The organism is Providencia rettgeri (genome assembly GCF_001874625.1).
Classification (GTDB): Bacteria; Pseudomonadota; Gammaproteobacteria; order Enterobacterales; family Enterobacteriaceae; genus Providencia; species Providencia huashanensis.
Window position 1 is genome coordinate 1,824,941 of the sequence record NZ_CP017671.1, and the last position, 25,367, is coordinate 1,850,307.

The window sequence follows — 25,367 nt, forward strand, 5'->3', positions numbered from 1 at the left end:
TATCCCCCTATCGCTTTTTCTGTCCGACAAGACGGAGATGATCGGCGGCCAAGTCATACTGCTCGTTTTTGTCGCGGCGGCGGAATCTGTCAAAAAACTTCCCTCGTGGCAGGGTTTCTTCCATAGCGATCAGGCGGTTCAGCCACACTTCTTGAGGTAGCATCCCTGCTGGAGTCGGCCCGAGCTTACGTCCTTCCTTGACGTGCTCCATTGTTTGCGTGGCAGTAAAAATCGCACCACCAAACTTTCTCCACTTGAATTGCAGGGGCATATCTGGAGACTCATCCAGCATCAATTTCTTATTGGTTTGTTCTGTCACGACAATTACTCCACCATCCATTCTTCACTAAGCAGGAACGCCCAGCGCTCTTCTGCTTTTTCTGGGTTGTCTTTGGCCTGTTTGATCATGATCTCGGCGGCGTTAAAGCCTACCTCTCCACTGAACCGGCCCCATGAATGGCTATGCCACTCGCGCATCACACTTCGGCCAAGCGATGCAAGTTCTGGACTTACACCCTCATGGAGGGCATAGAGCTCCCAAGCATCCCACCCGTATCGTAATAGGTTGTGCCCTGGGGCGTTAAAGGCCTGAGCAGCCTTGAACCGCTCTCCAGGCTCCTTCCCTCTAACATCCACACCCTGGAGCACCAACCCCATTACCACTTCAATGACCGGCTCGCGTTGCTTCTTTGCCAGCTCGATGGCAGCCACCAGCATTGCTTTGGCGTCAGCAAATTTCCCATGCCCTTGGCACATACCGCAGGTTTCTTTGGAAGGGGAAAAGTCATAAACACCGGAACCAGCACAGAGGCGGCATGTCATGTCAATCATGGGCTCTTCTCTCCTCATACTCTTCGATGCGCTCTTTCAGACGCTGAACCACTGGTGCGAGCTCAGGGATAGCTTCCGCTTCCTCAAGCGTGTATCGCTTGTCTTCCTGGTAATCGACTATTTGAGGAGGCCTTGGCTGTTTAGGGAACTCAGCAAAGTCATTCAGCGACATCGAGGTAGGAAGTCCTCCTTCAATCTCACCTTTTTCGTTGAGTGACTGGGTGACGATAAGCTGTGTTCCGCCCACCTCGGTATCAAAGCGGTCATCAAAGCGCTCACCGATAGTCCAGCCGCCACGGCCAAGAACACAGGTCGTACTCATACGTAGGCGATTGAATGCTTTAGCGTCATCCCAGTTCAAAGGATTTTCATCCATGAGGAAAAAAGGCGCTTCGTCCCGAACGAACACCTTGGACTTGGCGTTATCGAAGATCGGCCCAAACACCCCCTGCTGGAGGTATGGTTCGACCTTCTCTGCAAGATCCTGGTGCCCTTGAGAACGCAGCGCCTCATAGAGCTGGGTGATTGTTTGTTTGCCGGTGCCCGGAAGGCAGGACAATACTGTCTGCTTTTCCTCGTCACTCAGGCTTACCATTCTGGACAAAAAGCTGACTACCAGCTCGTTGTGCCCATCGACCGTTTCAATGTTGAGCTTGTTCTCGTCCATCTTCTTCCTCAGTAATCGGTTCGATAAATTCAATGGAGTCCATGCTTACATGACTGATAATGGCTTTCAGGCCGCAGCAGTCGCATGGTTCAAAGGTCAGTTCTGATCCCTTGGGAGACTGATGCGTGACCGTTGCCACAGCCCCTAGAGGGATCACCCCCCAGCCGTTTTTTAGTACCCGAGTAGTTCTGACCAGCCGACCTTTGTACTCTCGTTTCAGTTTCGGATGCGGCACTACCGCATATCGCTTACTCATTTCGGTCCCCTTGTACCAAAGGCTCGACAACCAGCTCTTGAGCTTCGTCCCAGTCGGACACCTTTGCATCACCAAACGCAAAGGCAATTCGCATAGCCACTGTCGGCCTGCCTATTTTCATCAAGTAAGCCGCAGCACCGGCACACATCGACTCTTGTCCCGAAGGTGCATAGTTACCCTCTTCATCCCATTCACCACCTGACTTTGAATGCACGGTCTTGTGGCAATGAAACGTCGTCATGTCGTTTTCAACGATGTCGTTGATGATGCCTTCTAATCGCCCAGGGACCAGCTCGATAGCGCCCTCCTTCCGGAATGGACAGTTGGCGCAAGGTTTCTTCAAACGGAGATGATTTGCTTGCTTTGGCATACATATCACTTTTACAGTATCATTTTATGATTCTATGATATAGCCATATTCCGTGTAGTCAATATCTCACTAACAATTACTTTCTATCGGACGCTTACGCGCCCATTTTGGGCAGATAGACAAGTTATTTGGGCGTTTGGAGTGTGCGAGGTGGACAGCGGGGAGACTTTCACATGTGAAAGTTTTGTTTCTTGGTATCGTTTTATTGTCCCTTGATATTATTTTATGATGCTGTAATAATCATAAATAAGGGCCGCATCGCTCTTCGACCTTCGTTGCAGCCCTTACAACACAATCAAGCAATTAAGGAGCTTTGTTATGCTGCAAGGCAATACTAACACGAATAAGCGCATCCCGCTCGCGGCGTTCATGAAATGGCCGCTGGCGAAACGTCAGGACTTCATCGACCGGGAAATGTCCGGTTGCCCCGACTTTATCAAGACGTCTTTGCTTCGGCATTAAGGCGATCAGGCAGGAAAGCAAAGAACCTCGCTTCGGCGGGGTTCTTCGTTTCTACCTCTTGAATGTTTCGTCAGAACAAACTGGAGCGCTTATGTCACCAGAAACACAGCAACTTACATCCAAGGCTTTATCTCTCATCGAGCAGTCCCGATACAGAATGGGCACATCTCGGTTTGTTGAGGCCTTTATTGACCAGTGGGCATACTTGCAGACTGGCCTATACCCAGCCAAGGAGGAGATCCCGGAAGAACTTCAGCCGGTCGCCTTCGAGCTCTCTCACGTCCTGTCTGCCGCCATTAAGCGCGACCCCACCAGCGATGTTTTGGGTTACGTCCTAAGCATGTCTGGCTTCCACAAGAAGGGCACCAATTACTTCCCCACTCCTCCAGAGATTGGCCGCTTGATGTCACTCATTGTTGGCTCACAGTCTTCGGCAGACTTTTATGAGCCCTGCTGTGGTTCTGGCATCAACGCCATTCACTGGATGGAAAACCTGATCGAGAACCACGGTCCCGAAGCATTGAGAGAAGCCTCAATCTACCTGGAAGACATCGATCCGTTGATGGTGAAGTGCTGCATGATCCAGCTATTCCATTATTTCGAGTCCCGCAATACCACTCCCAAAACGCTGAGTATCGTCGGCATAGACACCCTTAGCAGACGAACCAAGAACATCGCCTACTACGCCGAAAAACCTCCAGCAACCGCCGCTACCGTGGCAGCATAAAAAAACCCGCCGATTGGCGGGTTTTGCATTCAATGCGCTGCTCTATGGCACCTTACAGTTTTCCGTACCGGTTCAAGAACGAAGACCTGTCTAAGATCCCCCAGTCTGTCAGCATGTAGTAGCCGGTGGCACCTCGTTCGCCGGTAGACTCCCTGACGAACAAGATATTCATTCCGAACTCATCACGCAGGGCAGACAACTGTCTCTTGATCGTTGATTCAGGAATATTTGTTGCCTTGTGAAGGTCTTGGAGACTTGGCTTCTCCGTTTTAGACAGGGCATTCACCAAAGCAAATTTTCTTTTCATGTCCTGTGAGATCTTCATATTCACCTGTTCTTGACAGGCCCAACCTCTCTGGCTGGGCCTCCTTTATTAGCCTTCGACACTCAGGAGTTCAATGTCTGACACAGGCACATGAACATGCTTTTCCTTGCCTTCGCCATCGAGCGTTTTAACCCAGACAGTAGACGGAACCAGAGCAACACGGTCGGTCATGATGACTCCACGTTTGGTCTCGCCATCCAGGTTAACGTTGACAGCAAAAATCAAACTGTCAGCCCGGACGTTCTTCCATTCCTTGTCCTTCGGCAGAGGAGGAAGAGCATCACCGCCTTCTTCATCTTTGTCCTTGCCGCTGTTATCTGGCTGCTTGACAGGATCTTTGTGCTCACCCTCTTCATCACGCAAAGGGTCTTCGTCATCATCGTCCTGACCATTGGAATTTTTACCCCCTTCCAGTTCCTCCTGGGCAAGGTTCAGGTCGTCATTCCCGGTTTGTTCCGACGTACCATCCCCACCCGAGTTGAGGGATTGCTCGTCGGTGTTGCCAGCGCCAAGCTCATCATTCTGGTGGGAGCCAGTCAGTGGGCCTTTTTCCATTTCGTCTTTGATACGTTTGGCATCATTCAGCAGCTCACGGCTTTGTTTACGAGTAATCCCGTCAGACATAGCCACCGCGCAGACGGCGCGACATCTTTCTTCATTCAGATCGAACAAGAGACGAAGGTTATTCAAGGTCTCTGTATCAGAACATACTTCATTATCGTATAACTCACGCACACAGTCAGGTAGCTTGAGCAACGACAGATGCGTAGATACGAAAGTGATATTCTTACCGAGCCGATCAGCAATATCCTTTTGCTTCCAACCTTCTTCAATAAACAGGTTTAACGCCTCGGCAATCTCTACCGGAGTCAAGTCATCCCGCTGGATGTTTTCGATCAGCTCACCAGCAGTCTCGTCCAAGTTGTTCTGGACCTTATCATTCACCACCAAGTCAATGGTCTCGATACCAGCGTGTTTACACGCTCTCCAACGCCGCTCCCCTTTTTGGATGACGAACTTGCCTTCTTCGTTCTTCGGGAACACGATGATCGGAGACTGCTGCCCTTCGGTCAGCAAGGTTGCCGCCAGCTCTTCAATGTTACGGAAGCGCTTACGAACCTGGACCTTGGATACAACGTCGTCAACAGGTACGGTAAGAACCTCTTTGCCTTTCTTGCCTTTGGCGGCTTTAGCAAGTTCGGACAGGCCTTTTAAATTGTTCAATGCCATCGCTTAGCCCACCTTCTCTAATAGTTCTTCCAACACCGCCTCAACTTCTTTGGCCGCGACATGTCCATAGCGAAGCTCCCAGACAGGGATGCCATCAGTCGTCGCCGTATCGAGCGGAGGCCGGTGCATAATTTTGTTCTCAAACAACAGATCCGGAACTGTGTTCTCCAGCGACTTGAGGGCTTTGTCGTGATTGACAGAGCGGTCCATGTCGTTGATCACGATGCCCAGGATCTCCAAATCTTGGTTGTACGCCTCGCGCACACCAATAATCGTGTTCAGGAGACCTTCTACGCCGTCCACAGCGAAGCCAGAGAGCTTTACTGGACATGCCACATGGGTAGACATCACCAACGCTGCCACCAGCTTTCTGCCGAGGCTAGGCGGACAATCAATCAGCACGTAGTCGTAGTTCTCAAACAGCTCAGCCAAATGGCGAGCCGGATTCATGGCCTGGTCAAGAGGCACAGCCTCCATCTCAAACAGATCCGGGTCGTTTTTCGGCGTATGAATGAGGTCTGCACCGCAAGGGCAGTGCATGACCTCAATGCCGTCCAGCTCGTAAGCGAACAGCTCTGCGGTTTTGGTTCCTGTGAGGATGGGCTCGTAGTCACCATCCTCAAGCTCTCGTCTGGGGGCCAGTCGAGAGGACGTGTTCCCCTGACCATCCATATCCAAGACCAGCACTTTCTTTTTCTTCTGTAACGCCAGATAAAAGGCCTGCTGGATACAGAGGGTACTCTTACCCACTCCGCCTTTCTGGTTGGCGAAGCTGATTACTTTTGCCATACCCACCTCTATTTTGGTTTCTCGCAGGTGATCAAGACCACCCCCAAACTTTCACATGTGAAAGATTGTAGCGATCATAAAATGATACTGCAATATCTAATTATGGTTCTGTTAAAACAAACTTTAAACAAAAAAACGGCCATGAAGGCCGCTTATTGACAAGGTTTGTGCTGTCAGCGCAATTGATTTGCTGCTCCAAGCCCATTCGCCAATAACTGCATCGCATCGTTGAACAGCGCGGAGCCCCGTTCCGGTGTGAGCAATTCCGGCATATCTTCTCGCGGCCAAGTACCGGCTACTTGAATGAGCAAACTGGCAGCCCAGTGGATCTGCTTTTCTTCACTTTCATCGGCCAGAGTGCATACGACGGGGAAACCGTACTTACGCCCCCAGCGACTCACCTCTTTGAACGATACCAGCTCAGGCTTTTGCAAATCCCGGCTGTAGGCCTCAGCTATCATGTGGTTCAGTTCTTTAGCGTCCATTTATCCCACTCTATTGTAAACAAGACATTTTTATCTTTTATATTCAATGGCTTATTTTCCTGCTAATTGGTAATACCATGAAAAATACCATGCTCAGAAAAGGCTTAACAATATTTTGAAAAATTGCCTACTGAGCGCTGCCGCACAGCTCCATAGGCCGCTTTCCTGGCTTTGCTTCCAGATGTATGCTATTCTGCTCCTGCAGCTAATGGATCACCGCAAACAGGTTACTCGCCTGGGGATTCCCTTTCGACCCGAGCATCCGTATGAGACTCATGCTCGATTATTATTATTATAGAAGCCCCCATGAATAAATCGCTCATCATTTTCGGCATCGTCAACATAACCTCGGACAGTTTCTCCGATGGAGGCCGGTATCTGGCGCCAGACGCAGCCATTGCGCAGGCGCGTAAGCTGATGGCCGAGGGGGCAGATGTGATCGACCTCGGTCCGGCATCCAGCAATCCCGACGCCGCGCCTGTTTCGTCCGACACAGAAATCGCGCGTATCGCGCCGGTGCTGGACGCGCTCAAGGCAGATGGCATTCCCGTCTCGCTCGACAGTTATCAACCCGCGACGCAAGCCTATGCCTTGTCGCGTGGTGTGGCCTATCTCAATGATATTCGCGGTTTTCCAGACGCTGCGTTCTATCCGCAATTGGCGAAATCATCTGCCAAACTCGTCGTTATGCATTCGGTGCAAGACGGGCAGGCAGATCGGCGCGAGGCACCCGCTGGCGACATCATGGATCACATTGCGGCGTTCTTTGACGCGCGCATCGCGGCGCTGACGGGTGCCGGTATCAAACGCAACCGCCTTGTCCTTGATCCCGGCATGGGGTTTTTTCTGGGGGCTGCTCCCGAAACCTCGCTCTCGGTGCTGGCGCGGTTCGATGAATTGCGGCTGCGCTTCGATTTGCCGGTGCTTCTGAAGGCTCAAATAAGGAAAACTTATGGAAAGAAATATTAAAGACTCTCAAAACTTTTTACATAATAAAAAATTGGTTCAAAAACTTGTTGAAGAGAGTAATCTCTCTAAAGAAGATACAGTATATGAAATAGGTCCCGGAAAAGGTATGATTACAGAACAATTATTGGCTAGATGTAAAAATGTTATAGCTATAGAATTGGATAACAAATTATATCAATTATTACAGGATAAATTTAAAAATCCTAAACTGACACTTATAAATGAAGACTTCATGTTAACGAATCTACCAGATGAAAAGTATAAAGTTTTTTCAAATATTCCATTTAATATGACAGCAGAGATTTTAACAAAATTATTAACTGCACCTAATCCGCCACAGGATATGTATATTATTATGCAATATGAAGCGATGCTAAAATATGCGGGAGCTCCATATTATAAAGATAGTTTAAAGTCACTTATGTTTAAACCAATGTACGATATTAAAATGGTTCACGAATTTGACTCAGCCGATTTTACACCTAAACCAAATGTTTCTATAGTAATGGTACATTTTCATAAAAAGAAATATTGCGATATAAAGAAAGCCACAATGTTAGAGTTTTGGGATTTTTTATCGTATGTGTACGCTGCTCCTGGGAAATTTTTTAAAGAAAAAACCAAAAAAGTTTTTTCTTATGAACAACAAAAGCGTTTAAGAAAATCTATTAATCTAGACGAAGATGTTACTTTCTCCGAATGGACTTATTTGCAATGGGTTGAGATATTTAATACCTACAAACAGTTTGTATCTGATGATAAAAAAAAGTTTGTTATAGGCTCTTATGCCAAATTGTTATTAGAACAATCTAAATTAAATAGAATGCACAGGAACAGACAACAAAAGTATTAATAAATTTTTTAAAATCAGTTTATAAAATAGTAAAATGTTATAGGAGCAGTATGAAAAAGATAGTTTTCTTTTCAATTCCATTGTTTGGACATGTTAAACGTATAGGAAGAATAAACGCCCTTTTCACCCAAGTCCAACAGCTTTGGACCGCAGTTGACTCTTTCGACACCCCTGCGATGCAACCCAATCCGGCTGACGGGGAGCCAGCAACGCTGAAAATTTACCCTCCTCTTTCCCACTAGCGGCTCCTTTTCCGACAACCAGCACGGCGGATCCCTGCCGCGGCGCTGTGAACGCAGCATTTTGATTGGTATCGTTGGCCTTCAGGCTCGTCAGTCAAACAGACCCAGGAGCAGCTCAGCCGGTGGCGCCCGGCTTTCGGGTAACGCCCTGGTCCCGCTGGTTTCGGCTTTGTGCTTCAGGTGATCAAGGATCTGCTTGATCACTATAGGGTCTTCAATGCAGGCGATGACTTTCATGGCGCCGCCGCAGCCGCTGCAGGTCTCGATGTCGATATTGAAAACACGCTTGAGCCGTTGCGCCCATGTCATCGACGCTCGCCGTTGTGCTGGTGTTGCCGGTTCATCAGCCACCCTGACCTTGTTGCCCCTGCCCCGTTTTGCCGGCGTGACCAACGCCCGGTGCCGACTGTTGGGTGCGAACACCCCGTGGAAGCGGGTTAGGTTGACTCTGGGCTTCGGTACCAGGGCGGCCAGCCTTGCAATGAAATCCAATGGTTCGAAAATGACGTGCGTGGTGCCGTCCCGGTACGGCGTCTTGAGCTGGTAGCGCACGTTGCCGCCTCGTGTTAACGACAGCCGCTTCTCGGATACCGCCGGGCGGCTGATGTACCGGCACAGCCGTTCGAGCTTCTTGCGTTCATCGGCCCTGGCCGCCACGCCGGCGTGCAGGCTGGACCCGGCTACCTTGCCAATCCCGTCACCGAACGGATCACCACTGGTCGGCAGAGTTTGCAAAGTGAACACCTTTCGCCCCGCCTGTGAACCGACAGCGATACGGTAAGTGATCGAGTGCCCCAGCAGGGGTGTCATCGGGTCGTCATCCACCGCATCCGAGGCCAGATAGCTGTTTTCGACATCCCGTTCCAGCAGGCCTTGCCGTTCCAGATAGCGACCCACCCGGTGGGCGATGGTGTGCGTCAGCTGGGTGAGCTCTGGGCTGGTCGGCGCCTTGACCCAGCGGAAACGCGCTGAGCCGTGGGATTGCTCGACATACACACCGTCGAGAAACAGCATGTGGAAGTGAACATTCAGATTGAGCGCCGATCCAAAACGCTGGATCAGGGTGACCGCGCCCGTCTTGGCCACTTGGTGGGTATGGCCCGCTTTCTTGACCAGGTGCGTGGCAATGACGCGGTAAACGATGCCCAGCACCCACCCCATGATCTCGGGCCGGCTGGCAAACAGGAAACGCAGCTGAAACGGGAAGCTCAACACCCACTGACGCATGGGTTGTTCAGGCAGTACTTCATCAACCAGCAAGGCGGCACTTTCGGCCATCCGCCGCGCCCCACAGCTCGGGCAGAAACCGCGACGCTTACAGCTGAAAGCGACCAGGTGCTCGGCGTGGCAAGACTCGCAGCGAACCCGTAGAAAGCCATGCTCCAGCCGCCCGCATTGGAGAAATTCTTCAAATTCCCGTTGCACATAGCCCGGCAATTCCTTTCCCTGCTCTGCCATAAGCGCAGCGAATGCCGGGTAATACTCGTCAACGATCTGATAGAGAAGGGTTTGCTCGGGTCGGTGGCTCTGGTAACGACCAGTATCCCGATCCCGGCTGGCCGTCCTGGCCGCCACATGAGGCATGTTCCGCGTCCTTGCAATACTGTGTTTACATACAGTCTATCGCTTAGCGGAAAGTTCTTTTACCCTCAGCCGAAATGCCTGCCGTTGCTAGACATTGCCAGCCAGTGCCCGTCACTCCCACTCGATTGTAAACAAGCACACAAAACCCTTTAGTGACAACAATTTGCAAGAACTATCAGGCTCAGTGCCATGAAAAATACCATGACCAGATCATGAGGTTGAACACGGCTTGCGCCGGCAGCGTTCACGCTCCTGGTCGGCGATCTCGCCCGGCTGCAATGCTAGCTCAGCATCGGTCATGCGCTCCAGCACGTCGCGTAGGCGGATGGTGCAAGGAATGGGCGGCAGCTCGAACTCATAGCCGCCGGCGATCATTTCGGCCGCAATCTCCTCGGTGATGAAAAACGGCTCGTCGTCTTGGTTCGGCTTCTTCATGCCCTTTCCTCCTGGCGCTCATCCTGGCCGACAGCGGCCAGGGCATCGGCTTCCGTCAATGCGTCCTCCACGAACGCGCCGTGCTGCTTCGCTTCGGCCTGGCTGACCTCGGCCCATATCCGTTTCACCTGGGCCGCACTGTACCCGGCCAGCTCGGCGGTCTTGTTGATGCTGTAGCCGGACTTGCGCAGCGCGACAACTTGGGCGCGGCGCTTCGGATCAGCACGGCGGCCCTTGTACCGCCCGGCCTGGCGGGCCAACTCAATGCCTTGGCGCTGGCGTTCGCGCCTGTCCTCGTAGTCGTCGCGGGCCATCTGCAAGGCCAGGCGAAAAAGCATGATCTGCACGGCTTCCAGCACGATCTTGGCGACGCCCTGGGCCTCGGCCGCCAGGTCGGATAGATCGACCACGCCAGGGACGGCCAGGCTTGCGCCTTTGGCCTGTATCGAGGCCACCAGGCGCTCGGCCTCGGGCAAAGGTAGGCGGCTGATGCGGTCGATCTTCTCGGCAATGACCACCTCGCCGGGCTGTAGGTCGCCGATCATGCGCAGCAGCTCAGGCCGGTCGGCGCGTGCGCCGGATGCCTTCTCACGGTAGATGCCGGCGACGTAGTAGCCGGCGGCCTTCGCGGCCGTAGTGATCGCCTCTTGGCGTTCCAAGTCCTGCGCGTCGGTGCTGACGCGCAGATAGACCCGCGCCACCATCGGCGCGGCTACTGGCTTCGTCCTGCGCATACTTGCGGGCTCCTTTGGGCATACGCAAAGTGTCCGGTCATGCTACCCCCGGCCAAAAAGGCCGTCATGCGATTTATCTTGGCCGGGTCGTTATTGGCGGGTCTAAATGGCCGCTCCGTGGATCTCATCGCCAGAAATGGCGATGCGAGATCCAGGGCAGGGCGGCCGCCATCGTCAGACCTGGCGATGGTCGACGCCGGCGCGCATCGTCGGATGTGGCGATGCGAGCTCGAGGTCGGTGGCCACCGCCGGCGACCTGGTGCCATCGTCGGCAATGGCGATGCTGCAGCTCGACGTGCGCGGCCTGGTCGTCTCGGCATCGTCGGATGCGGCGATGCTCGAGCGAGGCGAAAAAAAACCGCCTCGGGGTGTCCGAGGCGGCAAGTCTGCATGCGGTTCAGGGAGGAAGAAACCGCGCCGGCGATCAGGGAGGAAAACCGCGCGGCCTGATGTGCAGCTCGGCCACTTTAGCCGGATTTTTCGACTTATCCGATGCGAGCGGCCCGCCGTGGGCGCTGCTCGATCTGCTGTTGCTTTTTCTCGACGTGCTTCTGCTCCTGGTGCTGCTGCTCGTCGCGCGGCACTGTTGCAAAGTTAGCGATGAGGCAGCCTTTTGTCTTATTCAAAGGCCTTACATTTCAAAAACTCTGCTTACCAGGCGCATTTCGCCCAGGGGATCACCATAATAAAATGCTGAGGCCTGGCCTTTGCGTAGTGCACGCATCACCTCAATACCTTTGATGGTGGCGTAAGCCGTCTTCATGGATTTAAATCCCAGCGTGGCGCCGATTATCCGTTTCAGTTTGCCATGATCGCATTCAATCACGTTGTTCCGGTACTTAATCTGTCGGTGTTCAACGTCAGACGGGCACCGGCCTTCGCGTTTGAGCAGAGCAAGCGCGCGACCATAGGCGGGCGCTTTATCCGTGTTGATGAATCGCGGGATCTGCCACTTCTTCACGTTGTTGAGGATTTTACCCAGAAACCGGTATGCAGCTTTGCTGTTACGACGGGAGGAGAGATAAAAATCGACAGTGCGGCCCCGGCTGTCGACGGCCCGGTACAGATACGCCCAGCGGCCATTGACCTTCACGTAGGTTTCATCCATGTGCCACGGGCAAAGATCGGAAGGGTTACGCCAGTACCAGCGCAGCCGTTTTTCCATTTCAGGCGCATAACGCTGAACCCAGCGGTAAATCGTGGAGTGATCGACATTCACTCCGCGTTCAGCCAGCATCTCCTGCAGCTCACGGTAACTGATGCCGTATTTGCAGTACCAGCGTACGGCCCACAGAATGATGTCACGCTGAAAATGCCGGCCTTTGAATGGGTTCATGTGCAGCTCCATCAGCAAAAGGGGATGATAAGTTTATCACCACCGACTATTTGCAACAGTGCCCTTTATTTAATGAGATGGTCACTCCCTCCTTCCCGGTACTATGCTGAGGACAGGCTTTCATTCGGAGAACTATCATGGAAAACATTGCGCTCATTGGTATCGATCTGGGTAAAAACTCTTTCCATATTCATTGCCAGGATCGTCGCGGGAAGGCTGTTTACCGTAAAAAATTTACCCGGCCAAAGTTGATCGAATTTTTGGCGACATGCCCCGCTACAACCATCGCAATGGAAGCCTGTGGCGGTTCTCACTTTATGGCACGCAAGTTGGAAGAGTTGGGGCATTCCCCAAAGCTGATATCACCACAATTTGTCCGCCCGTTCGTTAAAAGCAATAAAAACGACTTTGTCGACGCCGAAGCTATTTGTGAAGCTGCATCGCGTCCGTCTATGCGTTTTGTGCAGCCCAGAACGGAATCTCAGCAGGCAATGCGGGCTCTGCATCGTGTCCGTGAATCCCTGGTTCAGGATAAGGTAAAAACAACCAATCAAATGCATGCTTTTCTGCTGGAATTTGGCATTAGCGTTCCCCGAGGAGCTGCCGTTATTAGCCGACTGAGTACCATTCTTGAGGATAATAGTTTGCCTCTTTACCTCAGCCAGTTATTGCTGAAATTACAACAGCATTATCACTATCTTGTTGAGCAGATTAAAGATTTGGAATCCCAGTTGAAACGAAAGTTGGACGAAGATGAGGTTGGACAGCGCTTGCTGAGCATTCCCTGCGTCGGAACACTGACAGCGAGTACTATTTCAACTGAGATTGGCGACGGGAAGCAGTACGCCAGCAGCCGTGACTTTGCGGCGGCAACAGGGCTTGTACCTCGGCAGTACAGCACGGGAGGTAGGACGACATTGCTGGGAATTAGTAAGCGAGGTAATAAAAAGATCCGAACTTTGTTGGTTCAATGTGCCAGGGTATTCATACAAAAACTGGAACACCAGTCTGGCAAATTGGCCGATTGGGTCAGGGATTTACTGTGCCGGAAAAGCAACTTTGTCGTCACTTGTGCTCTGGCAAACAAGCTGGCCAGAATAGCCTGGGCCCTAACGGCACGACAGCAAACTTATGTAGCATAACGGCAGAAATACACCGGTTTAAAGAATTACTGATCTGGTTTTGCGAATACTGATATTGATGATACTAACGGCCCACCGGCCTGTTGAGGAACCTGTAAAACGGAAAGGCTCATTGAAGCCGTATATTTTCTGGAGGTTCATCAGGCGCGGAACTCATCAAGGCGCGGGAATAAAATCCCATTCAGACGCCGGATAGATTCAAGCAAGCCAACTTGTCGTCAAAATCGGTGTTGCAAAAACGGGAGTGACCATAGATTCCGTTTTCTGAGGCGACCCCCAGTATTCCGGCTTTCACGGCATCGTTATCCCCGGTACGTTGCGTGACTCTATCTTTGTGCTGGAAGGGCTTCTGGAGCAGCAGACGGGGCTGAATCCGGTGGAGATTATGACGGACACTGGAGGGTCCAGCGACATTATCTTTGGCCTGTTCTGGCTGCTGGGCTACCAGTTTTCGCCCCGCCTGGCAGATGCCGGTGAGGCGGTATTTTGGCGTGCAGATAAAAATGCGAACTACGGGGTACTGGATGAGCTGGCGCGGGGATGCGTTGAACTGTCAAAGATAGAAACCCAATGGGATGAAATGATGAGGGTTTCCGGTTCTCTGAAGCTGGGTACAGTCCACGCCTCAGAACTTGTGGGCTCGCTTTTAAAAAGTTCCCGTCCGTCAGGGCTGGCGCAGGCGATTATGGAGGTGGGACGGGTCAACAAGACGCTGTACCTCCTCAACTACATTGATGATGAAGAATATCGTCGCAGGATACTGACTCAGCTTAACCGGGGAGAAGGCCGTCACGCCGTGGCAAGGGCGATCTGTTACGGCCAACGTGGTGAGATTAGAAAACGTTACCGTGAGGGGCAGGAGGATCAACTGGGTGCGCTGGGGCTTGTCACTAACGCAGTTGTATTGTGGAACACGCTTTATATGCAGGAAGCGCTATCACATTTGCGCAGCGCTGGTGAGATCCCGGAAGACGAGCATATCTCACGCCTGTCGCCACTGATGTACGGTCATATCAACATGCTGGGACATTATACGTTCACGCTGCCGGAAAATATTCTGAAGGGAGAGTTGAGGCCATTAAATTTCAATTCAAACAATGAATTATTGCCTTAACGTGGTTTTTTACACGATTGAACCTCGAACCCCTAGTACGAACTGAGCGAGGGATTAATGCTTAAACAACTCTTTCGATTTTTAATCGGTGATAAATTTATTCCATTGAATAAACTGAATAAAATTGATTTTGAACGTATTTCTGATTTTGAATCAATAGATTGGAGAGTCGGTGTTATCCGGAATGGTGGGCTCTATAAAAGAGATTGGTTAAAACTCAAAGACAATGAAAAAAAGGAATTAAAAAGCAATCGAAAATAAAAACTGAAAGAATAAAAATCTCTAAAAGTGACTACGACATAATAGCAAAGATAATTAATATAGAGGATCAATTTAATTTCCTTGCTAGGGATAAAATAGGTCGATTATCAAAAGTGGATAGGATGCTATTAGAGCATCTTTCTGATGATACTAAAAAGGAATTATTACATTCAAAGTTAAGCTCTTTTAGCCTTGACGATATTGAATATATTCATTTATTAGTCTTTTTTGATAATGCAATCATTACTTAAAAAAATGAAAAAACATAATTAAAATATAATGTTATAATTACCAATAAATAGTATGTCTCTTAATAATAATCTGATAATATCGTCTTGGGTGCTTGAATCATTTTGGTTCGAGCATTGCTAAGAGCCAAAAAGACGAAAGCCCCGAATCTTGATGTTAATCTCAATTCGAGGCAGTCTACAAACTTCGCAATTTGATTCTGTCTCCTTTTACTCAAGGAGTCAAGAGAAATGAGCAAATTTGCCCTGATAGGGCTGATTGCTGTGTGCATCACAGTTCTGTGCTTCTCATTGTTAATGCGTGATCGCTTATGTTCACTAAATTTCACAAGCGGAGGCACAGTGGTTCAAGCAACGTTATCTTGTGATAAGTAACGTTGCTCTTGTGGGGGGAAACCCCCACATTTTCTCTTTTACAGATTACGATAGTTTGGTGATACAAGCACCCTTTTATTCGGTTAACTATGGTTTACTCTTTTTGCTATCAATCATGCCACTTTCGTTGAATAGATAGATAAGCCAGTATATTAAATATAATGCTGTTGTAATCATGCCTATATTGATCATCAATAATCCGAATCGCGGTGTATTATTAATATCAAACAGTAAATCATCTCTGATAAAATAACTAAAGAGTAAAAATACAACTGATATACCAGAATAACCAAATGCAAATTTGAATAGTCTTGATTTCGATTTAGCGAAAATCATTATTAAAATTATCAAAAACAAAACATAATCATTTACAGAGAAAATAACATCTAAAATAGAGCTTAGAACCTATCCCAATAGGTTTTTATTATAGTTGTTTAATAGAACTATCATACATTTATTATAGTTCTATTTTATAGGTAATTTTCATATCAATTGTAATTAAGATAAAAAAATTACTATCTCAACTCAATCTCTTTCGCCAACTTATTGTATTTGTAATTCGTAATTTGGCCATTTACTAATAATTCAACGGCTTGTTGAATCACATTTAAAGGCGCAATAAACCACTCTTTAGGTTGATGATTTTTACCATCTTTATCTGCAACAAATAAATCAAGGCAAGACTCACCAAAGAAAGCATGTAAGTAATATTCAAATTTCTGTGGGTTAATATTGAATGCTTGATACTCAGCAATTACGTCAACATCAGCCATCAAATAGGTAGGTTCTTTTTTTGCATTAGCAATACGTTTTTCAACAGTTGTAGTTGCAAATCCAATTTTATAGAGGTGATCAAGTGACTGAATGCGTGGATCTTTACTTTGTGACTTTAGGATATAAATATAACCTGTAGATGTATCATCTTCGGTAATACCGCCAAAATGAGTATAGAAATTGGAGTTTTCTTGCTCATTCGTTTCTGAAACAATACGTCCATCTTTATACAATGCTTTAGCTAGTGAGCGATAAAGCATAGTTGATTCGGTGCCATTCTCAAAGATGGTTCGTGTCCGACCATCTTTACGAAAACGCTTGCCATCCACGGTTTTAGCCTCAGACGTAAAATTGATATCTGCAAGATAAACCAGCAAGCCATTTAAAACATAGTAATTACCTTCAACTAGTTGGTATCCCTTATCGTTGAAAGGTAATAACTTACGTTTACCTTCCCGAAGCTCTTGATGAACATTTTTAAATAGATGTTCAAATTGATCAAAGTCCTTACAGCGTTTGCGTTTAGCAACCTCGTCTGCAGCAGCACGTTGGGCAGTAACATGTTTAATCTTAAAGATGTCACCATCTTGACCATCATCTAGTAGACCTAGATCATCATCATTAAAAATATCTTCGAGAGATTTAATCTCAGACATGTTTTAGTCCTGCTGTTCTGGGAGCAAATTATGTTCATCGTAATCTGCCAAAGCCATATATTGCTCTGGATTACTCTTGATCGATTCTAGACGACTCGCAAGCATAAACTCCGAAATGTTTGCCATATTTTTGGTAGGTACACGTCCATGCTGTGTCATAAAGTTATTGATTTCATTAAATTTAGAGACTAATTGTTCATCAGCAGTTAGGGCTGAAGTCTTTTTCTTAACTTTTAAAAGCCCCAAATCGTCATCAGCAATCATATCGTGAAGCCAGTCAAAATCTTCCATGTTTTACACTCCAGCTCGTCTACGTTGTTCACGAATATAGATTAAGCATTCAGCTAGTCGCTTCTCAATTAAGTTACTTGACTCTAGACTAGGTTCACGTCCTGTTTGTTTAGTGAAGGCTTTGAGTTTAGGCCACAGCTCAATTGCTTCTTCCTGAGTCATACTAATTTTAGTTGCTTCAATTGCTTCTTTAATCAATTTCAAAACATTCACTGTGACATCCTTTGACAGAATCTCAAAAGCCTTTTGGAATGGATTCACAGATTGAATAAGATCAATATTGAGATCATCAATATTGACAAACTTATCCGCCATACGAATAAATTTCTTATCACCGACTTCTTTTACTTCTGCTGTACTAATCACTGAGTCAACTACTAAATATTGACTCACTTCCTCAAGCTCTGATTTTGTTAAATCTGGATATTTAGTTTGGATAATCTTTGGAATAAGGACCTTATTGACTACTTCAGGCTCAACCTTTCCAGCAGAGCCAGCGATCACTTTGGCATCTTGAAGAATTGCTGCTTTTAGATCCACAAGATCATTTTCAATAATCGCTTTTGTTTTTGCTGTACTTGGTTCTTTAAATCCTTTGATGGTTAAAGTGCCTGGTGGAACAATATCCTCATCATCTCGTTTAGTTTTAAACTTGAAGTTTGGTGCAAGGATCTGCTCCATGAGCAAAGATGCAGTAATTGCTTTAAGCATGTTATTTACTGCAAATTTGACTTCAGTATCTTGAGCATCAGGTTGTGCAATAAGATTTGTGAACTGTGCATGTGATTTGTTTGAGCTATCACGAGTACAGCGACCTACGATTTGCACAATTTCTGTCAAAGATCCCCGATAACCAATCGTTAAGGCATGTTCACAGAATTGCCAGTCAAACCCTTCTTTTGCCATTCCAAGAGCAATAATTAGATCAAGATCATCGACTGTTTTGATATTTCGTAGATATTCAACAACTTTGTCGCGCCCATCTTCTTCAACTAGATCAGCTACTTTTAAAATCTTACCATCTGGACGTTTGATGGTAATAATGCCAGTATCGGGGGCTTTAGCAATGAACTCGCCAATAATTTCGAGAATGGCATCAACTTCATCATATTTATCTTTGGTTGATTCACCTGAATTTACATTTGGAATATGAATGATGGTCTTTTTGTCGGTATCTAATACATACTCAAGAGCAATATTACCTTCATCATCTTTAGTAAAATAACGACCTTTATAAAAGTGATATCCTATGCCAAGTGATTTTAAGTAAGTGTAACCATTTAATTGTTCATAATAGTTGAACGAAACTTTATCAAACTTGGCTTCATCTTCAGGGGTAAGTACAGGAACGCTATCACCACGGAAGTAAGAGCCTGTCATTGCAATAATATGAGCTGTGGTATTGTCCATCAGAGATTTAAGAACAGTACCTAAAATATTATCGGCATCTGCTGATACATGATGGAATTCATCAATTGCGACTAATGTGTTGTCAAATACCTTATCTTCAAGCTCTTCAAAAGCGAATCTTAATGTAGCATGGGTACACACCAAGATCTGATCAGAGTCTTCTATAAAGCGTTTAAAGGCTTTTACTTTGCTTTTGTCCCCACCAGCAGTACATAAGTTGTTTTCAGGTTTAATATCCCAATCTGCAAAAAAACCATTTTCTGTAAGCTTAGTGTTAGCAAATGAACCACCGATAGAGCGTTCAGGTACAGCTACGATAACTTTTTTAATACCTTGATTATGCAGTTTATCCAACGCTAGGAACATTAATGCACGAGATTTACCTGAAGCGGGTGGTGCTTTTAACAATAAATATTGTGAGTTGCGAGATGCGTAAGCACGAGCTTGCATAGCCCGCATACCCATGTTGTTTGTTGAGGTGCTTTCACCAGTTTGCTGGTAACAAACATCAATTATATTAATCATTTAAACGCTCCTCCTCAATCATCTTATTATAAAGATTAAAAAGGTGCTCAAGTCTTTCTTCATCTGAATCTAATGTTTTTTTATAATAGCACTGCTCAACAATTCTATCATTTTCCTGATGTGCTAATAATAGATCTAATGGCATAGTATCTGGATCATATAATTTAGACATTGGTAAATTTGAATATGTTTCTCTAATCGTTAAGATGTTAAATGCTGATGCAACTAACTCCTCCTTTAACTCCTTAGTAATTTTAGGAAATGGGAATGTATTGTAGCAAAGCACCGATGAATACCTTAAACGTGTCTCAAGTGCCCCTCCGACAGCTCTTACCCAAAGCATGTGCATTTTGGATGTTAGAAGGGAAAATACATAAGGTTCTGGATTATATATAGCAAACGCAAGATTATTAATTATGATCGAATCATCTAAAAAACCTATCGGAATATATGGACGACGTTCCGAAGATGTTCCTGGAATAATTATAGCTGAACCTGCTTGGTGTCTAATCTCAATAAAACGATATGGACGATCGGCAAATTGTTGATATGACTTTTTTTTACTTTGTGCACGCTCGACATACACTGAATTTAACCGCTCTTGCATTGGTGGAATATCCTTAATTTCATGTAAATCTCCTTCTGATATCCATAAACACCATCTGTCTATGCCTTTAATAAACTCATTAGAACCAACAACTTTTTTAATAAATGGTTTTAATTTTGGATACTCATTAATTAATTGATCCTTTTCTTCTGTTGAAAAATGCAAATATCCCCAATCATTAGGCATATTTCCTAAAACCATTTTAGGTAAATTTGATAGAACTTTTGTTCTTTTAGAGACAGTAGGAGTATTTAAAGAGGTTAAATAAGGACTAATATTTTTGCAAACTAGGACTCTATTTTCCTGATAAAGCTTTCTATTTAAAGGCAAGTATTCGTTATTAATCAATCCAACAATAATACATGTAACACCTGCATTAGATTTTGCACTATTAGTCCATTTAAAAGCTTTATGTGCAAAATGTATATCTACATTATTTTGATAAATGAGAGGCCAAAGTAATGAAACTTGCTCCCCTTGAGATAAAGAGTTTGTTGAAACAAATGCAAGAGAGCCTTTAGTACTTTTAATATATTGTGAACCTTTAATAAACCAACAGGATATATAATCTAATTTCGTAGTTGAACCAATTACAGCATATAAATCATTTTTTTGACTTTCTGATTGTTGTGAAAAACCTTTGTAAGGAGGGTTCCCTAGCACGAAGACTTCATCGTTTTCTGTAATTGGACATAGATCTGACCAACTTATTTGGACGGCATTTGCATTTATGATATTACCTCCTTTTTTAAGAGGTAAGGATGGTAAAGATTCTCCAAATTCATCTTTAAAAGCAATATTCATTTGGTGTTCAGCTAACCATAAAGATAATATGGCTATTTCATGTGCAAAATCATCAATTTCTATACCATAAAATTGAGAAACCTGAATCACTGAAAATGGTTTTGAAAGCTGACCTGTTTTATCAAGTTCAAGCTCTTGAATACGTTTTAAAAGCTCCTTTTCAAACTTACGAAGCTCTTTATAAGCAATAATAAGAAAGTTTCCTGAACCACATGCAGGGTCAAAAATTTTCAATTGCCCTAAACGCTGCTGTAGCTGCAATAATTTATTTATGCTGTCCTGATTCTTTTCTAGTTCTTCGTAAAGGTCATTCAAAAATAAAGGTTCAATAACCTTCATAATATTTGGAACAGACGTATAGTGCTGTCCCATATTGCTACGTTGTTCCGTATGAACAACTGCTTGGAACATTGAACCAAAAATATCAGGATTAATATCAGACCAATCTAATTCTGCACCACATTCAATCAAGATTTGGCGTGATTTACGGTTAAATTTAGGAACTTGGATATCATCCTTAAAGAGACCACCATTTACATAAGGAAAATCTGATAAGTAGTCTGGTAGATCTTTAGGGCGTTGCTGTTTTGATTGATTTAAAACAACAAACAATCGCTTTAAATAGTCTGATAGATCTGAACCATCTTGTTTTGTATGAGAACCAATAGCATCAGAAAACTGTTTATCTTTGAAAATTTCTGTATCTTCAGCAAAATAACAAAACAGTAATCGTGATAAGAAAATATTGAGTTGATGTAAATTCTCTTTATTATTTAAGCCATCTTCATCGAAATTATCTGCTTTAATTTCGTCAAAGAGCTTTGCCAATTTTTCGGCTGCTTTAACATCCGCTGGGTTTTCACCCTGATATACAGCTTTCTCCATCCCAGCCCATGGTAGGAAGAAATCAAATTTTTTAGCTAAATCACTAAACTCGATATCCAAACTATCATTTGTTTTGGTATCAATAGCTAATAATTTTTTAAAATCCGTGACTATTAAGAAACGAATCTTATTGCCTTCAGTTCGTCTTTCTTGCTTCATTTGGTCAATGAGACCATATAGATCTTGTTGTTTTGCAATTTTAAAATAGAGTTGGCGCTTCCAAAAAACAGAGTTTTCCTTATCTTCAGCTAAATTTCGCTCACCAGAGCGCACACGCCCCACAGACTGACTGCGATGTCCATAAGCTAAAAGCAACTCATAGATAAAGTCTTGTTTGTTTAACTCATCTTGAGTAATTTTACTGATGATCTGTTTAACATTTTCTTCGATTTGGACAATATTCATGTGACATGACAACCATTTTTAAGCTGATAATTTGTTAAATAAACAATGAGTTAATATGACTAAGAACCTATCCCAATAGGTTTTTATTCCAGACAATGACACCACAGGCAAAATGCAGCATCGCCTCATAATTCTCGACTTTCTTCTCCCAACGAGTCAGGACACGACGATAGCGATTCATCCAACTGTGTGTTCTCTCTACAACCCAGCGGTGAGCCTTAAAATCCGTGTTTTTGATGGCTTCTGACTCATCCTTCCGTGACTGGATATGAGGTTCATAGCGACGACTTTTCAGATACGATTTCAACCATTCCGCTTCATACCCTTTGTCCATGCACAACCGGAGCCTCTTGCATGGTCTGCCCGTCTGGAGGGCATCGAGCGTATCCGCAACCAGCTTTATGTTCCGGCTACAACCAGTGCAAGCGGAAGCCTGTTCGCGTCAGTCATCAGACTGCGCTTTACTCCCTGTTTCCCACGGTCTGTAGGGTTCCGGCCTGTTTTTTTGAGCCTGCCAGGGGTGATTTTGTCATACAACCATCAATCGACAGCCACGACCAGTCAATAGCGTCCAGCTGTTCGCTGGCAAGCAACCCGTTTTGCCAGAAGCGTTCAAATACGCCAGCATCCCGCCACTCTTGAAATCGGCGGTGAGCAGAGCTTGACGAGCATATACCGGTGGCATTCAGCGCATTCCACTGGCAACCCGTCCTGAGTACGAAGAAGATGGCGTTCATTGCAGCGCGATTATCAACCCGCTTGCGGTGCGTACCCAGAGGATGGTGAGTTTTATGCTCCGGAATCAGTTGAGCCATTTTCTCCCAGAGTCCATCACTGATCTGCCACTTGTTGCCCGTCACGCTTCGCCTTCAGAAATTATCATTATGTATTATCTGACAATTCCTTTTGGGATAGGTTCTTAATGATGATATAGCATTATCTAAAGGAATTTGATTACTTGTTGCTGTGTGTAGTGTTTCATTTTCCATTCTATCCCATAACCCTTTTAAGTATTATATCTATCCTATTAACGCCTTTGCTTTAGCTTTTATCTCTGCCAGTTCTGATGCTTCCACTTTGCCTTTTTTAGTAACCTTACGAGCTCTCCAGTCAACACAAGTAACTTGATCAGCTAATGCGTAGCTGTCTCTTTCGTTCGAGATCTCGCATTCAAATGGATAGCCTTTGCCTTTAGTTGTACATGGTACGCATAGTAAGAGCCCTACTTTATTATTGTATGCAAATGGACTGAGGACAACAGCAGGACGATGACCGCCCTGCTCATGTCCCTCAACTGGATCAAAATCAATCCAAATCAAATCACCAGAATCAGGCACGTAGCGAGATACCATTATATTAATTCCTTACCTGTGCGAGCTCCGAAATCTACTTTCTCATGAATATTTTCCGGTGTGATACCGGCTAACAAATTATCTAATGAGTATTCTACCGCTTTAACTGGCGTAATGATGATACGACCTTCTTCTACCGCTATTTCAACCGTATCATCAACGCTAAGTGCCGCTTTTTGCATGATTGCAACAGGAAGCCGTACAGACGGGCTATTGCCCCATTTTTTTACTGTGACCTGAGCCATTTATCACCTCTACAATTCAACGTTCGAGTTTAAATAGTAGCACCCTATTTTAAATGTATCAACATTGTTGATGGTATTGATGTGTATAAACACATAAACACATAAACACATAGACACAAGCGAGCATAAGTAAGAATATACATAAAAACATTGACGCATGTGCGTGTGCATGTGTAACTAACTGATTTCAAGAGTTAGGTATGTACCTTTACGAGTTAATGTGTTTTTGCTCATATACACATAAACACAAATACACATTGATTATTTTTTGGCTTACTTAGATAATGAACAAAACACAAACACACATATGAGGGTTTCCAGTGAAGGTAATTTCTTTTTTAAATCCGAAAGGCGGGTCTGGAAAAACAACCACCGTCATAAACGTTGCTACTGCTATGCAAAGAGCCGGTTATTCGTTAGCGGTTGTCGATACAGACCCTCAAATGAGCCTATCTAACTGGTCTAAAGAAGGGAACTGTGATTACGATGTTTTCACCGCAGCCAGTGAGAAAGACGTTTATAGCATCCGTAAGGATCTAAGTGATTATGATTTTGTCATTGTAGATGGTGCTGGTTCACTTTCTGTAATTACTTCAGCAGCGGTTATGGTTAGCGACCTTGTTATAATTCCAGTCTCGCCAAGCCCTCTTGATTTTTCCGCAGCCGGTAGTGTTACATCAGTTCTTGAAGCTCAGGCATACAGCCGCAAAGTAGAAGCTAGGTTCCTGATCACTCGCAAAATTGACCAAACCACTATGTTGCAAGTATTAAAAGACAACCTCAAAGATACCGGCTTACCTTCTTTCAAAACCGCCATTGCTCAACGGCAGAGCTATATTAAATCTATTCTGGATGGTAAGAGTATTTTTGAAACTAACGATGGTAATGCAAAAGGCGAGATTGAAATACTAACCAAAGAAATTCTGACTATTTTTGAGTCATAATGTGAACTAACACATAAACACAAATGTGTGTTTACACATAAGCACTAAAACACAAAAGCGCATATGTGTTTTTAATGAAAAGAGATACTTTATGGCACTAGAAAAAGTAAATGAATCATCAAATTCACAAAAGATGAAGTTCGGTGAAAACAGAGACTTAGATAAAATTCTTGAAAAAAGTACAAAAACAAAACGTATAAATGTAGATCTTGATGAAGATACTCAAATTCGATTCAAATCTGCATGTGTCAAACGAAACACCACTATGAAAGATGTAATATCAGATTATGTTCATCAGTGGCTGAAGCAAAATGAATAGGTAGTGTTTTCTTGGGATGATATTTCATCCCTTTTTATTTTACTTTTATCTCAATTTCACTATGTAAAATTCAAAACAGAAGTGTCTCATGCTCAACTATTCGACCCAATCTGGTAGCTTTGGCAATGGTTGTCTTTTCCACGGCTCCTGCTCTCCAAGATTCCAAATTTCAGTGTTGTATGTTCCTGTTCCACCAAAATCAAGGCTTGGTCGTAACTGCGATATGTAGCAGTACGCGAGAAACCCGTTCTCTCTCTTGCGTACCAATTCAGTCCAACCGACCGCGTATATATCTTGTAGATATGCTTCCCAAGCAAACAGCACACCGGTATTGCTCCAATGTTCTAACTCAGGATAAAACCTTCTTATTTCCTTTATAAAATCAATCACGTCACTATTGAATTCATTATCTGGACATGGGTTGCTCGGGTTTCGTTGAAACGTTTCTTCATTAAAAACAAACATGCTCCGGTCCTCTACACTAACTGGCAGTGTTTTTGCTTTTTATAATTGTACCTGTGATTAAATTCTTCACTTTGATATTAGGCTAATTGCTATATCACGTAAAACACACTCAAATGTGTGAACACACATTAACACATACGTGTTCATGTGATTAACCCCACACAAATACACATTAACACATTAACACATATACACATACGTGTTTATGTGTATAATTAGTTTTGCCATACGTTATATGATTATAATAAGT

General features: G+C 45.2%; 29 protein-coding genes and 3 pseudogenes. 10 read left to right on the forward strand and 22 right to left on the reverse strand.

The features are described 5' to 3' along the window. Positions 1 to 7: 7 nt before the first annotated feature. Genes RB151_RS08125 through RB151_RS24600 form a run of 5 tightly spaced genes read right to left on the reverse strand, consistent with a single transcriptional unit; the run spans position 8 to position 1,968 of the window. Positions 8 to 340, reverse strand: coding sequence for a hypothetical protein (locus RB151_RS08125; RefSeq protein WP_000348669.1), 333 nt, complete (start codon positions 338 to 340; stop codon positions 8 to 10). Then, positions 325 to 831, reverse strand: a complete 507-nt coding sequence (locus tag RB151_RS24245; protein WP_000566600.1) for a hypothetical protein — start codon at positions 829 to 831, stop codon at positions 325 to 327. Before RB151_RS24245 ends, RB151_RS08125 begins: the two co-directional genes overlap by 16 nt. Then, positions 824 to 1,498, reverse strand: a complete 675-nt coding sequence (locus tag RB151_RS08135) for a thymidylate kinase (RefSeq protein ID WP_000344151.1) — start codon at positions 1,496 to 1,498, stop codon at positions 824 to 826. Before RB151_RS08135 ends, RB151_RS24245 begins: the two co-directional genes overlap by 8 nt. After that, entirely contained in the window at positions 1,473 to 1,754 is a 282-nt protein-coding gene (locus RB151_RS24250) for a hypothetical protein (RefSeq protein ID WP_000044824.1), read from the reverse strand. Before RB151_RS24250 ends, RB151_RS08135 begins: the two co-directional genes overlap by 26 nt. Next, positions 1,747 to 1,968: a hypothetical protein gene (locus RB151_RS24600; RefSeq protein ID WP_343206149.1), complete on the reverse strand. Its 222-nt coding sequence runs from the start codon at positions 1,966 to 1,968 to the stop codon at positions 1,747 to 1,749. Before RB151_RS24600 ends, RB151_RS24250 begins: the two co-directional genes overlap by 8 nt. 474 nt (positions 1,969 to 2,442) lie before the next feature. On the opposite strand from RB151_RS24600, the gene RB151_RS23300 reads away from it, so the two are divergent. After that, entirely contained in the window at positions 2,443 to 2,586 is a 144-nt protein-coding gene (locus RB151_RS23300; protein WP_000939033.1) for a hypothetical protein, read from the forward strand. A 91-nt stretch (positions 2,587 to 2,677) separates the two neighbouring features. After that, positions 2,678 to 3,313, forward strand: coding sequence for an N-6 DNA methylase (locus tag RB151_RS08150; RefSeq protein WP_000074431.1), 636 nt, complete (start codon positions 2,678 to 2,680; stop codon positions 3,311 to 3,313). Between the two features lie 52 nt (positions 3,314 to 3,365). Here RB151_RS08150 and RB151_RS08155 read toward each other — a convergent pair whose 3' ends face one another. The 4 genes from RB151_RS08155 to RB151_RS08170 all read right to left on the reverse strand — a co-directional run bounded on the left by RB151_RS08155 (position 3,366) and on the right by RB151_RS08170 (position 6,142). Beyond that, entirely contained in the window at positions 3,366 to 3,638 is a 273-nt protein-coding gene (locus RB151_RS08155) for a helix-turn-helix domain-containing protein (protein WP_000703827.1), read from the reverse strand. 48 nt (positions 3,639 to 3,686) lie between these two features. After that, the gene (locus tag RB151_RS08160; RefSeq protein ID WP_001207227.1) at positions 3,687 to 4,868 is read right to left on the reverse strand and encodes a ParB/RepB/Spo0J family partition protein; all 1,182 of its coding nucleotides are present in this window, start codon (positions 4,866 to 4,868) and stop codon (positions 3,687 to 3,689) included. Positions 4,869 to 4,871: 3 nt separating this feature from the next. Then, on the reverse strand, positions 4,872 to 5,657 hold the full coding sequence (locus tag RB151_RS08165) for a ParA family protein (RefSeq protein WP_001151304.1): 786 nt from the start codon (positions 5,655 to 5,657) through the stop codon (positions 4,872 to 4,874). A 173-nt stretch (positions 5,658 to 5,830) separates the two neighbouring features. Next, positions 5,831 to 6,142 (reverse strand): hypothetical protein, encoded by a 312-nt coding sequence (locus tag RB151_RS08170; protein ID WP_000338945.1) that lies wholly within the window; start codon positions 6,140 to 6,142, stop codon positions 5,831 to 5,833. A 306-nt stretch (positions 6,143 to 6,448) separates the two neighbouring features. On the opposite strand from RB151_RS08170, the pseudogene folP reads away from it, so the two are divergent. Next, positions 6,449 to 7,096 (forward strand): annotated as a pseudogene (gene folP, locus RB151_RS08180) (dihydropteroate synthase); the annotation flags it as partial. Then, a complete protein-coding gene (erm, locus tag RB151_RS08185; protein WP_039110121.1) occupies positions 7,095 to 7,964 on the forward strand; it encodes a 23S ribosomal RNA methyltransferase Erm in 870 nt (289 codons plus the stop codon). The pseudogene folP and the gene erm, both read left to right, overlap by 2 nt. A gap of 332 nt (positions 7,965 to 8,296) precedes the next feature. Here erm and RB151_RS08195 read toward each other — a convergent pair whose 3' ends face one another. The 5 genes from RB151_RS08195 to RB151_RS08215 form a co-directional block, all read right to left on the reverse strand. Beyond that, complete coding sequence (locus tag RB151_RS08195) at positions 8,297 to 9,790, reverse strand: IS91-like element ISCR2 family transposase (protein WP_001120888.1); 1,494 nt, start codon at positions 9,788 to 9,790, stop codon at positions 8,297 to 8,299. A gap of 210 nt (positions 9,791 to 10,000) precedes the next feature. After that, complete coding sequence (locus RB151_RS08200) at positions 10,001 to 10,225, reverse strand: hypothetical protein (RefSeq protein WP_000743213.1); 225 nt, start codon at positions 10,223 to 10,225, stop codon at positions 10,001 to 10,003. After that, positions 10,222 to 10,959 carry a recombinase family protein gene (locus RB151_RS08205; protein ID WP_001446887.1) on the reverse strand — a complete coding sequence of 246 codons (738 nt, stop codon included), beginning with the start codon at positions 10,957 to 10,959 and terminating at the stop codon, positions 10,222 to 10,224. The genes RB151_RS08200 and RB151_RS08205 overlap by 4 nt, the downstream gene beginning before the upstream one ends. Positions 10,960 to 11,444: 485 nt before the next feature. Next, entirely contained in the window at positions 11,445 to 11,585 is a 141-nt protein-coding gene (locus tag RB151_RS24255) for a hypothetical protein (RefSeq protein ID WP_001044210.1), read from the reverse strand. 5 nt (positions 11,586 to 11,590) lie between these two features. After that, positions 11,591 to 12,295: an IS6-like element IS26 family transposase gene (locus RB151_RS08215; protein WP_001067855.1), complete on the reverse strand. Its 705-nt coding sequence runs from the start codon at positions 12,293 to 12,295 to the stop codon at positions 11,591 to 11,593. A 137-nt stretch (positions 12,296 to 12,432) separates the two neighbouring features. On the opposite strand from RB151_RS08215, the gene RB151_RS08220 reads away from it, so the two are divergent. The 4 genes and pseudogenes from RB151_RS08220 to RB151_RS08235 all read left to right on the forward strand — a co-directional run bounded on the left by RB151_RS08220 (position 12,433) and on the right by RB151_RS08235 (position 15,435). Further along, positions 12,433 to 13,437 carry an IS110-like element IS4321 family transposase gene (locus RB151_RS08220; RefSeq protein ID WP_000427623.1) on the forward strand — a complete coding sequence of 335 codons (1,005 nt, stop codon included), beginning with the start codon at positions 12,433 to 12,435 and terminating at the stop codon, positions 13,435 to 13,437. A gap of 277 nt (positions 13,438 to 13,714) precedes the next feature. After that, a pseudogene (locus RB151_RS08225) lies at positions 13,715 to 14,551 on the forward strand (Tn3 family transposase); the annotation flags it as partial. Positions 14,552 to 14,608: 57 nt separating this feature from the next. Continuing rightward, positions 14,609 to 14,812 carry a hypothetical protein gene (locus tag RB151_RS08230; RefSeq protein ID WP_071547954.1) on the forward strand — a complete coding sequence of 68 codons (204 nt, stop codon included), beginning with the start codon at positions 14,609 to 14,611 and terminating at the stop codon, positions 14,810 to 14,812. 479 nt (positions 14,813 to 15,291) lie between these two features. Continuing rightward, positions 15,292 to 15,435, forward strand: coding sequence for a Hok/Gef family protein (locus RB151_RS08235; RefSeq protein WP_071547955.1), 144 nt, complete (start codon positions 15,292 to 15,294; stop codon positions 15,433 to 15,435). Positions 15,436 to 15,950: 515 nt separating this feature from the next. Here the strand turns inward: RB151_RS08235 and RB151_RS08240 are convergent. The 7 genes and pseudogenes from RB151_RS08240 to RB151_RS08275 all read right to left on the reverse strand — a co-directional run bounded on the left by RB151_RS08240 (position 15,951) and on the right by RB151_RS08275 (position 23,389). After that, positions 15,951 to 16,865: a GIY-YIG nuclease family protein gene (locus RB151_RS08240; protein WP_071547956.1), complete on the reverse strand. Its 915-nt coding sequence runs from the start codon at positions 16,863 to 16,865 to the stop codon at positions 15,951 to 15,953. A 3-nt stretch (positions 16,866 to 16,868) separates the two neighbouring features. Further along, complete coding sequence (locus RB151_RS08245; protein ID WP_071547957.1) at positions 16,869 to 17,156, reverse strand: hypothetical protein; 288 nt, start codon at positions 17,154 to 17,156, stop codon at positions 16,869 to 16,871. 3 nt (positions 17,157 to 17,159) lie between these two features. Beyond that, positions 17,160 to 19,091 (reverse strand): DEAD/DEAH box helicase, encoded by a 1,932-nt coding sequence (locus RB151_RS08250; RefSeq protein WP_071547958.1) that lies wholly within the window; start codon positions 19,089 to 19,091, stop codon positions 17,160 to 17,162. After that, positions 19,084 to 21,792, reverse strand: coding sequence for a class I SAM-dependent DNA methyltransferase (locus RB151_RS08255; RefSeq protein WP_071547959.1), 2,709 nt, complete (start codon positions 21,790 to 21,792; stop codon positions 19,084 to 19,086). The genes RB151_RS08250 and RB151_RS08255 overlap by 8 nt, the downstream gene beginning before the upstream one ends. A 67-nt stretch (positions 21,793 to 21,859) precedes the next feature. Next, positions 21,860 to 22,652 (reverse strand): annotated as a pseudogene (locus RB151_RS22915) (IS5 family transposase). A gap of 159 nt (positions 22,653 to 22,811) precedes the next feature. Further along, on the reverse strand, positions 22,812 to 23,144 hold the full coding sequence (gene mazF / locus RB151_RS08270) for an endoribonuclease MazF (RefSeq protein WP_071547961.1): 333 nt from the start codon (positions 23,142 to 23,144) through the stop codon (positions 22,812 to 22,814). After that, on the reverse strand, positions 23,144 to 23,389 hold the full coding sequence (locus RB151_RS08275) for an AbrB/MazE/SpoVT family DNA-binding domain-containing protein (RefSeq protein ID WP_023159984.1): 246 nt from the start codon (positions 23,387 to 23,389) through the stop codon (positions 23,144 to 23,146). Before RB151_RS08275 ends, mazF begins: the two co-directional genes overlap by 1 nt. Before the next feature lie 320 nt (positions 23,390 to 23,709). Here RB151_RS08275 and parA point away from each other — a divergent pair, with 320 nt between their 5' ends. Next, on the forward strand, positions 23,710 to 24,333 hold the full coding sequence (parA, locus tag RB151_RS08280) for a ParA family partition ATPase (RefSeq protein ID WP_071547962.1): 624 nt from the start codon (positions 23,710 to 23,712) through the stop codon (positions 24,331 to 24,333). 91 nt (positions 24,334 to 24,424) lie between these two features. After that, on the forward strand, positions 24,425 to 24,652 hold the full coding sequence (locus tag RB151_RS08285) for a plasmid partition protein ParG (RefSeq protein WP_071547963.1): 228 nt from the start codon (positions 24,425 to 24,427) through the stop codon (positions 24,650 to 24,652). Positions 24,653 to 24,748: 96 nt separating this feature from the next. On the opposite strand, the gene RB151_RS24260 is transcribed toward RB151_RS08285, so the two are convergent. Next, complete coding sequence (locus tag RB151_RS24260; RefSeq protein ID WP_071547964.1) at positions 24,749 to 25,117, reverse strand: hypothetical protein; 369 nt, start codon at positions 25,115 to 25,117, stop codon at positions 24,749 to 24,751. Positions 25,118 to 25,367: the final 250 nt, after the last annotated feature.

Excerpts from the sequence above, each read along its gene's own strand:
- RB151_RS24260 (WP_071547964.1), bottom strand. The coding sequence starts at position 25,117 with ATGTTTGTTTTTAATGAAGAAACGTTTCAACGAAACCCGAGCAACCCA.
- RB151_RS23300 (WP_000939033.1), top strand. The coding sequence starts at position 2,443 with ATGCTGCAAGGCAATACTAACACGAATAAGCGCATCCCGCTCGCGGCG.
- RB151_RS08230 (WP_071547954.1), top strand. The coding sequence starts at position 14,609 with ATGCTTAAACAACTCTTTCGATTTTTAATCGGTGATAAATTTATTCCA.
- mazF (WP_071547961.1), bottom strand. The coding sequence starts at position 23,144 with ATGGTATCTCGCTACGTGCCTGATTCTGGTGATTTGATTTGGATTGAT.
- erm (WP_039110121.1), top strand. The coding sequence starts at position 7,095 with ATGGAAAGAAATATTAAAGACTCTCAAAACTTTTTACATAATAAAAAA.
- RB151_RS08245 (WP_071547957.1), bottom strand. The coding sequence starts at position 17,156 with ATGGAAGATTTTGACTGGCTTCACGATATGATTGCTGATGACGATTTG.
- RB151_RS08135 (WP_000344151.1), bottom strand. The coding sequence starts at position 1,498 with ATGGACGAGAACAAGCTCAACATTGAAACGGTCGATGGGCACAACGAG.
- RB151_RS08205 (WP_001446887.1), bottom strand. The coding sequence starts at position 10,959 with ATGCGCAGGACGAAGCCAGTAGCCGCGCCGATGGTGGCGCGGGTCTAT.
- RB151_RS08220 (WP_000427623.1), top strand. The coding sequence starts at position 12,433 with ATGGAAAACATTGCGCTCATTGGTATCGATCTGGGTAAAAACTCTTTC.
- RB151_RS08125 (WP_000348669.1), bottom strand. The coding sequence starts at position 340 with ATGGATGGTGGAGTAATTGTCGTGACAGAACAAACCAATAAGAAATTG.
- RB151_RS08195 (WP_001120888.1), bottom strand. The coding sequence starts at position 9,790 with ATGCCTCATGTGGCGGCCAGGACGGCCAGCCGGGATCGGGATACTGGT.
- RB151_RS24245 (WP_000566600.1), bottom strand. The coding sequence starts at position 831 with ATGATTGACATGACATGCCGCCTCTGTGCTGGTTCCGGTGTTTATGAC.
- RB151_RS08250 (WP_071547958.1), bottom strand. The coding sequence starts at position 19,091 with ATGATTAATATAATTGATGTTTGTTACCAGCAAACTGGTGAAAGCACC.
- RB151_RS08150 (WP_000074431.1), top strand. The coding sequence starts at position 2,678 with ATGTCACCAGAAACACAGCAACTTACATCCAAGGCTTTATCTCTCATC.
- RB151_RS08200 (WP_000743213.1), bottom strand. The coding sequence starts at position 10,225 with ATGAAGAAGCCGAACCAAGACGACGAGCCGTTTTTCATCACCGAGGAG.
- RB151_RS08215 (WP_001067855.1), bottom strand. The coding sequence starts at position 12,295 with ATGAACCCATTCAAAGGCCGGCATTTTCAGCGTGACATCATTCTGTGG.
- RB151_RS08255 (WP_071547959.1), bottom strand. The coding sequence starts at position 21,792 with ATGAATATTGTCCAAATCGAAGAAAATGTTAAACAGATCATCAGTAAA.
- RB151_RS08165 (WP_001151304.1), bottom strand. The coding sequence starts at position 5,657 with ATGGCAAAAGTAATCAGCTTCGCCAACCAGAAAGGCGGAGTGGGTAAG.
- RB151_RS08155 (WP_000703827.1), bottom strand. The coding sequence starts at position 3,638 with ATGAAGATCTCACAGGACATGAAAAGAAAATTTGCTTTGGTGAATGCC.
- RB151_RS08160 (WP_001207227.1), bottom strand. The coding sequence starts at position 4,868 with ATGGCATTGAACAATTTAAAAGGCCTGTCCGAACTTGCTAAAGCCGCC.
- RB151_RS08240 (WP_071547956.1), bottom strand. The coding sequence starts at position 16,865 with ATGTCTGAGATTAAATCTCTCGAAGATATTTTTAATGATGATGATCTA.
- RB151_RS08170 (WP_000338945.1), bottom strand. The coding sequence starts at position 6,142 with ATGGACGCTAAAGAACTGAACCACATGATAGCTGAGGCCTACAGCCGG.
- RB151_RS08235 (WP_071547955.1), top strand. The coding sequence starts at position 15,292 with ATGAGCAAATTTGCCCTGATAGGGCTGATTGCTGTGTGCATCACAGTT.
- RB151_RS08285 (WP_071547963.1), top strand. The coding sequence starts at position 24,425 with ATGGCACTAGAAAAAGTAAATGAATCATCAAATTCACAAAAGATGAAG.
- RB151_RS08275 (WP_023159984.1), bottom strand. The coding sequence starts at position 23,389 with ATGGCTCAGGTCACAGTAAAAAAATGGGGCAATAGCCCGTCTGTACGG.
- RB151_RS24250 (WP_000044824.1), bottom strand. The coding sequence starts at position 1,754 with ATGAGTAAGCGATATGCGGTAGTGCCGCATCCGAAACTGAAACGAGAG.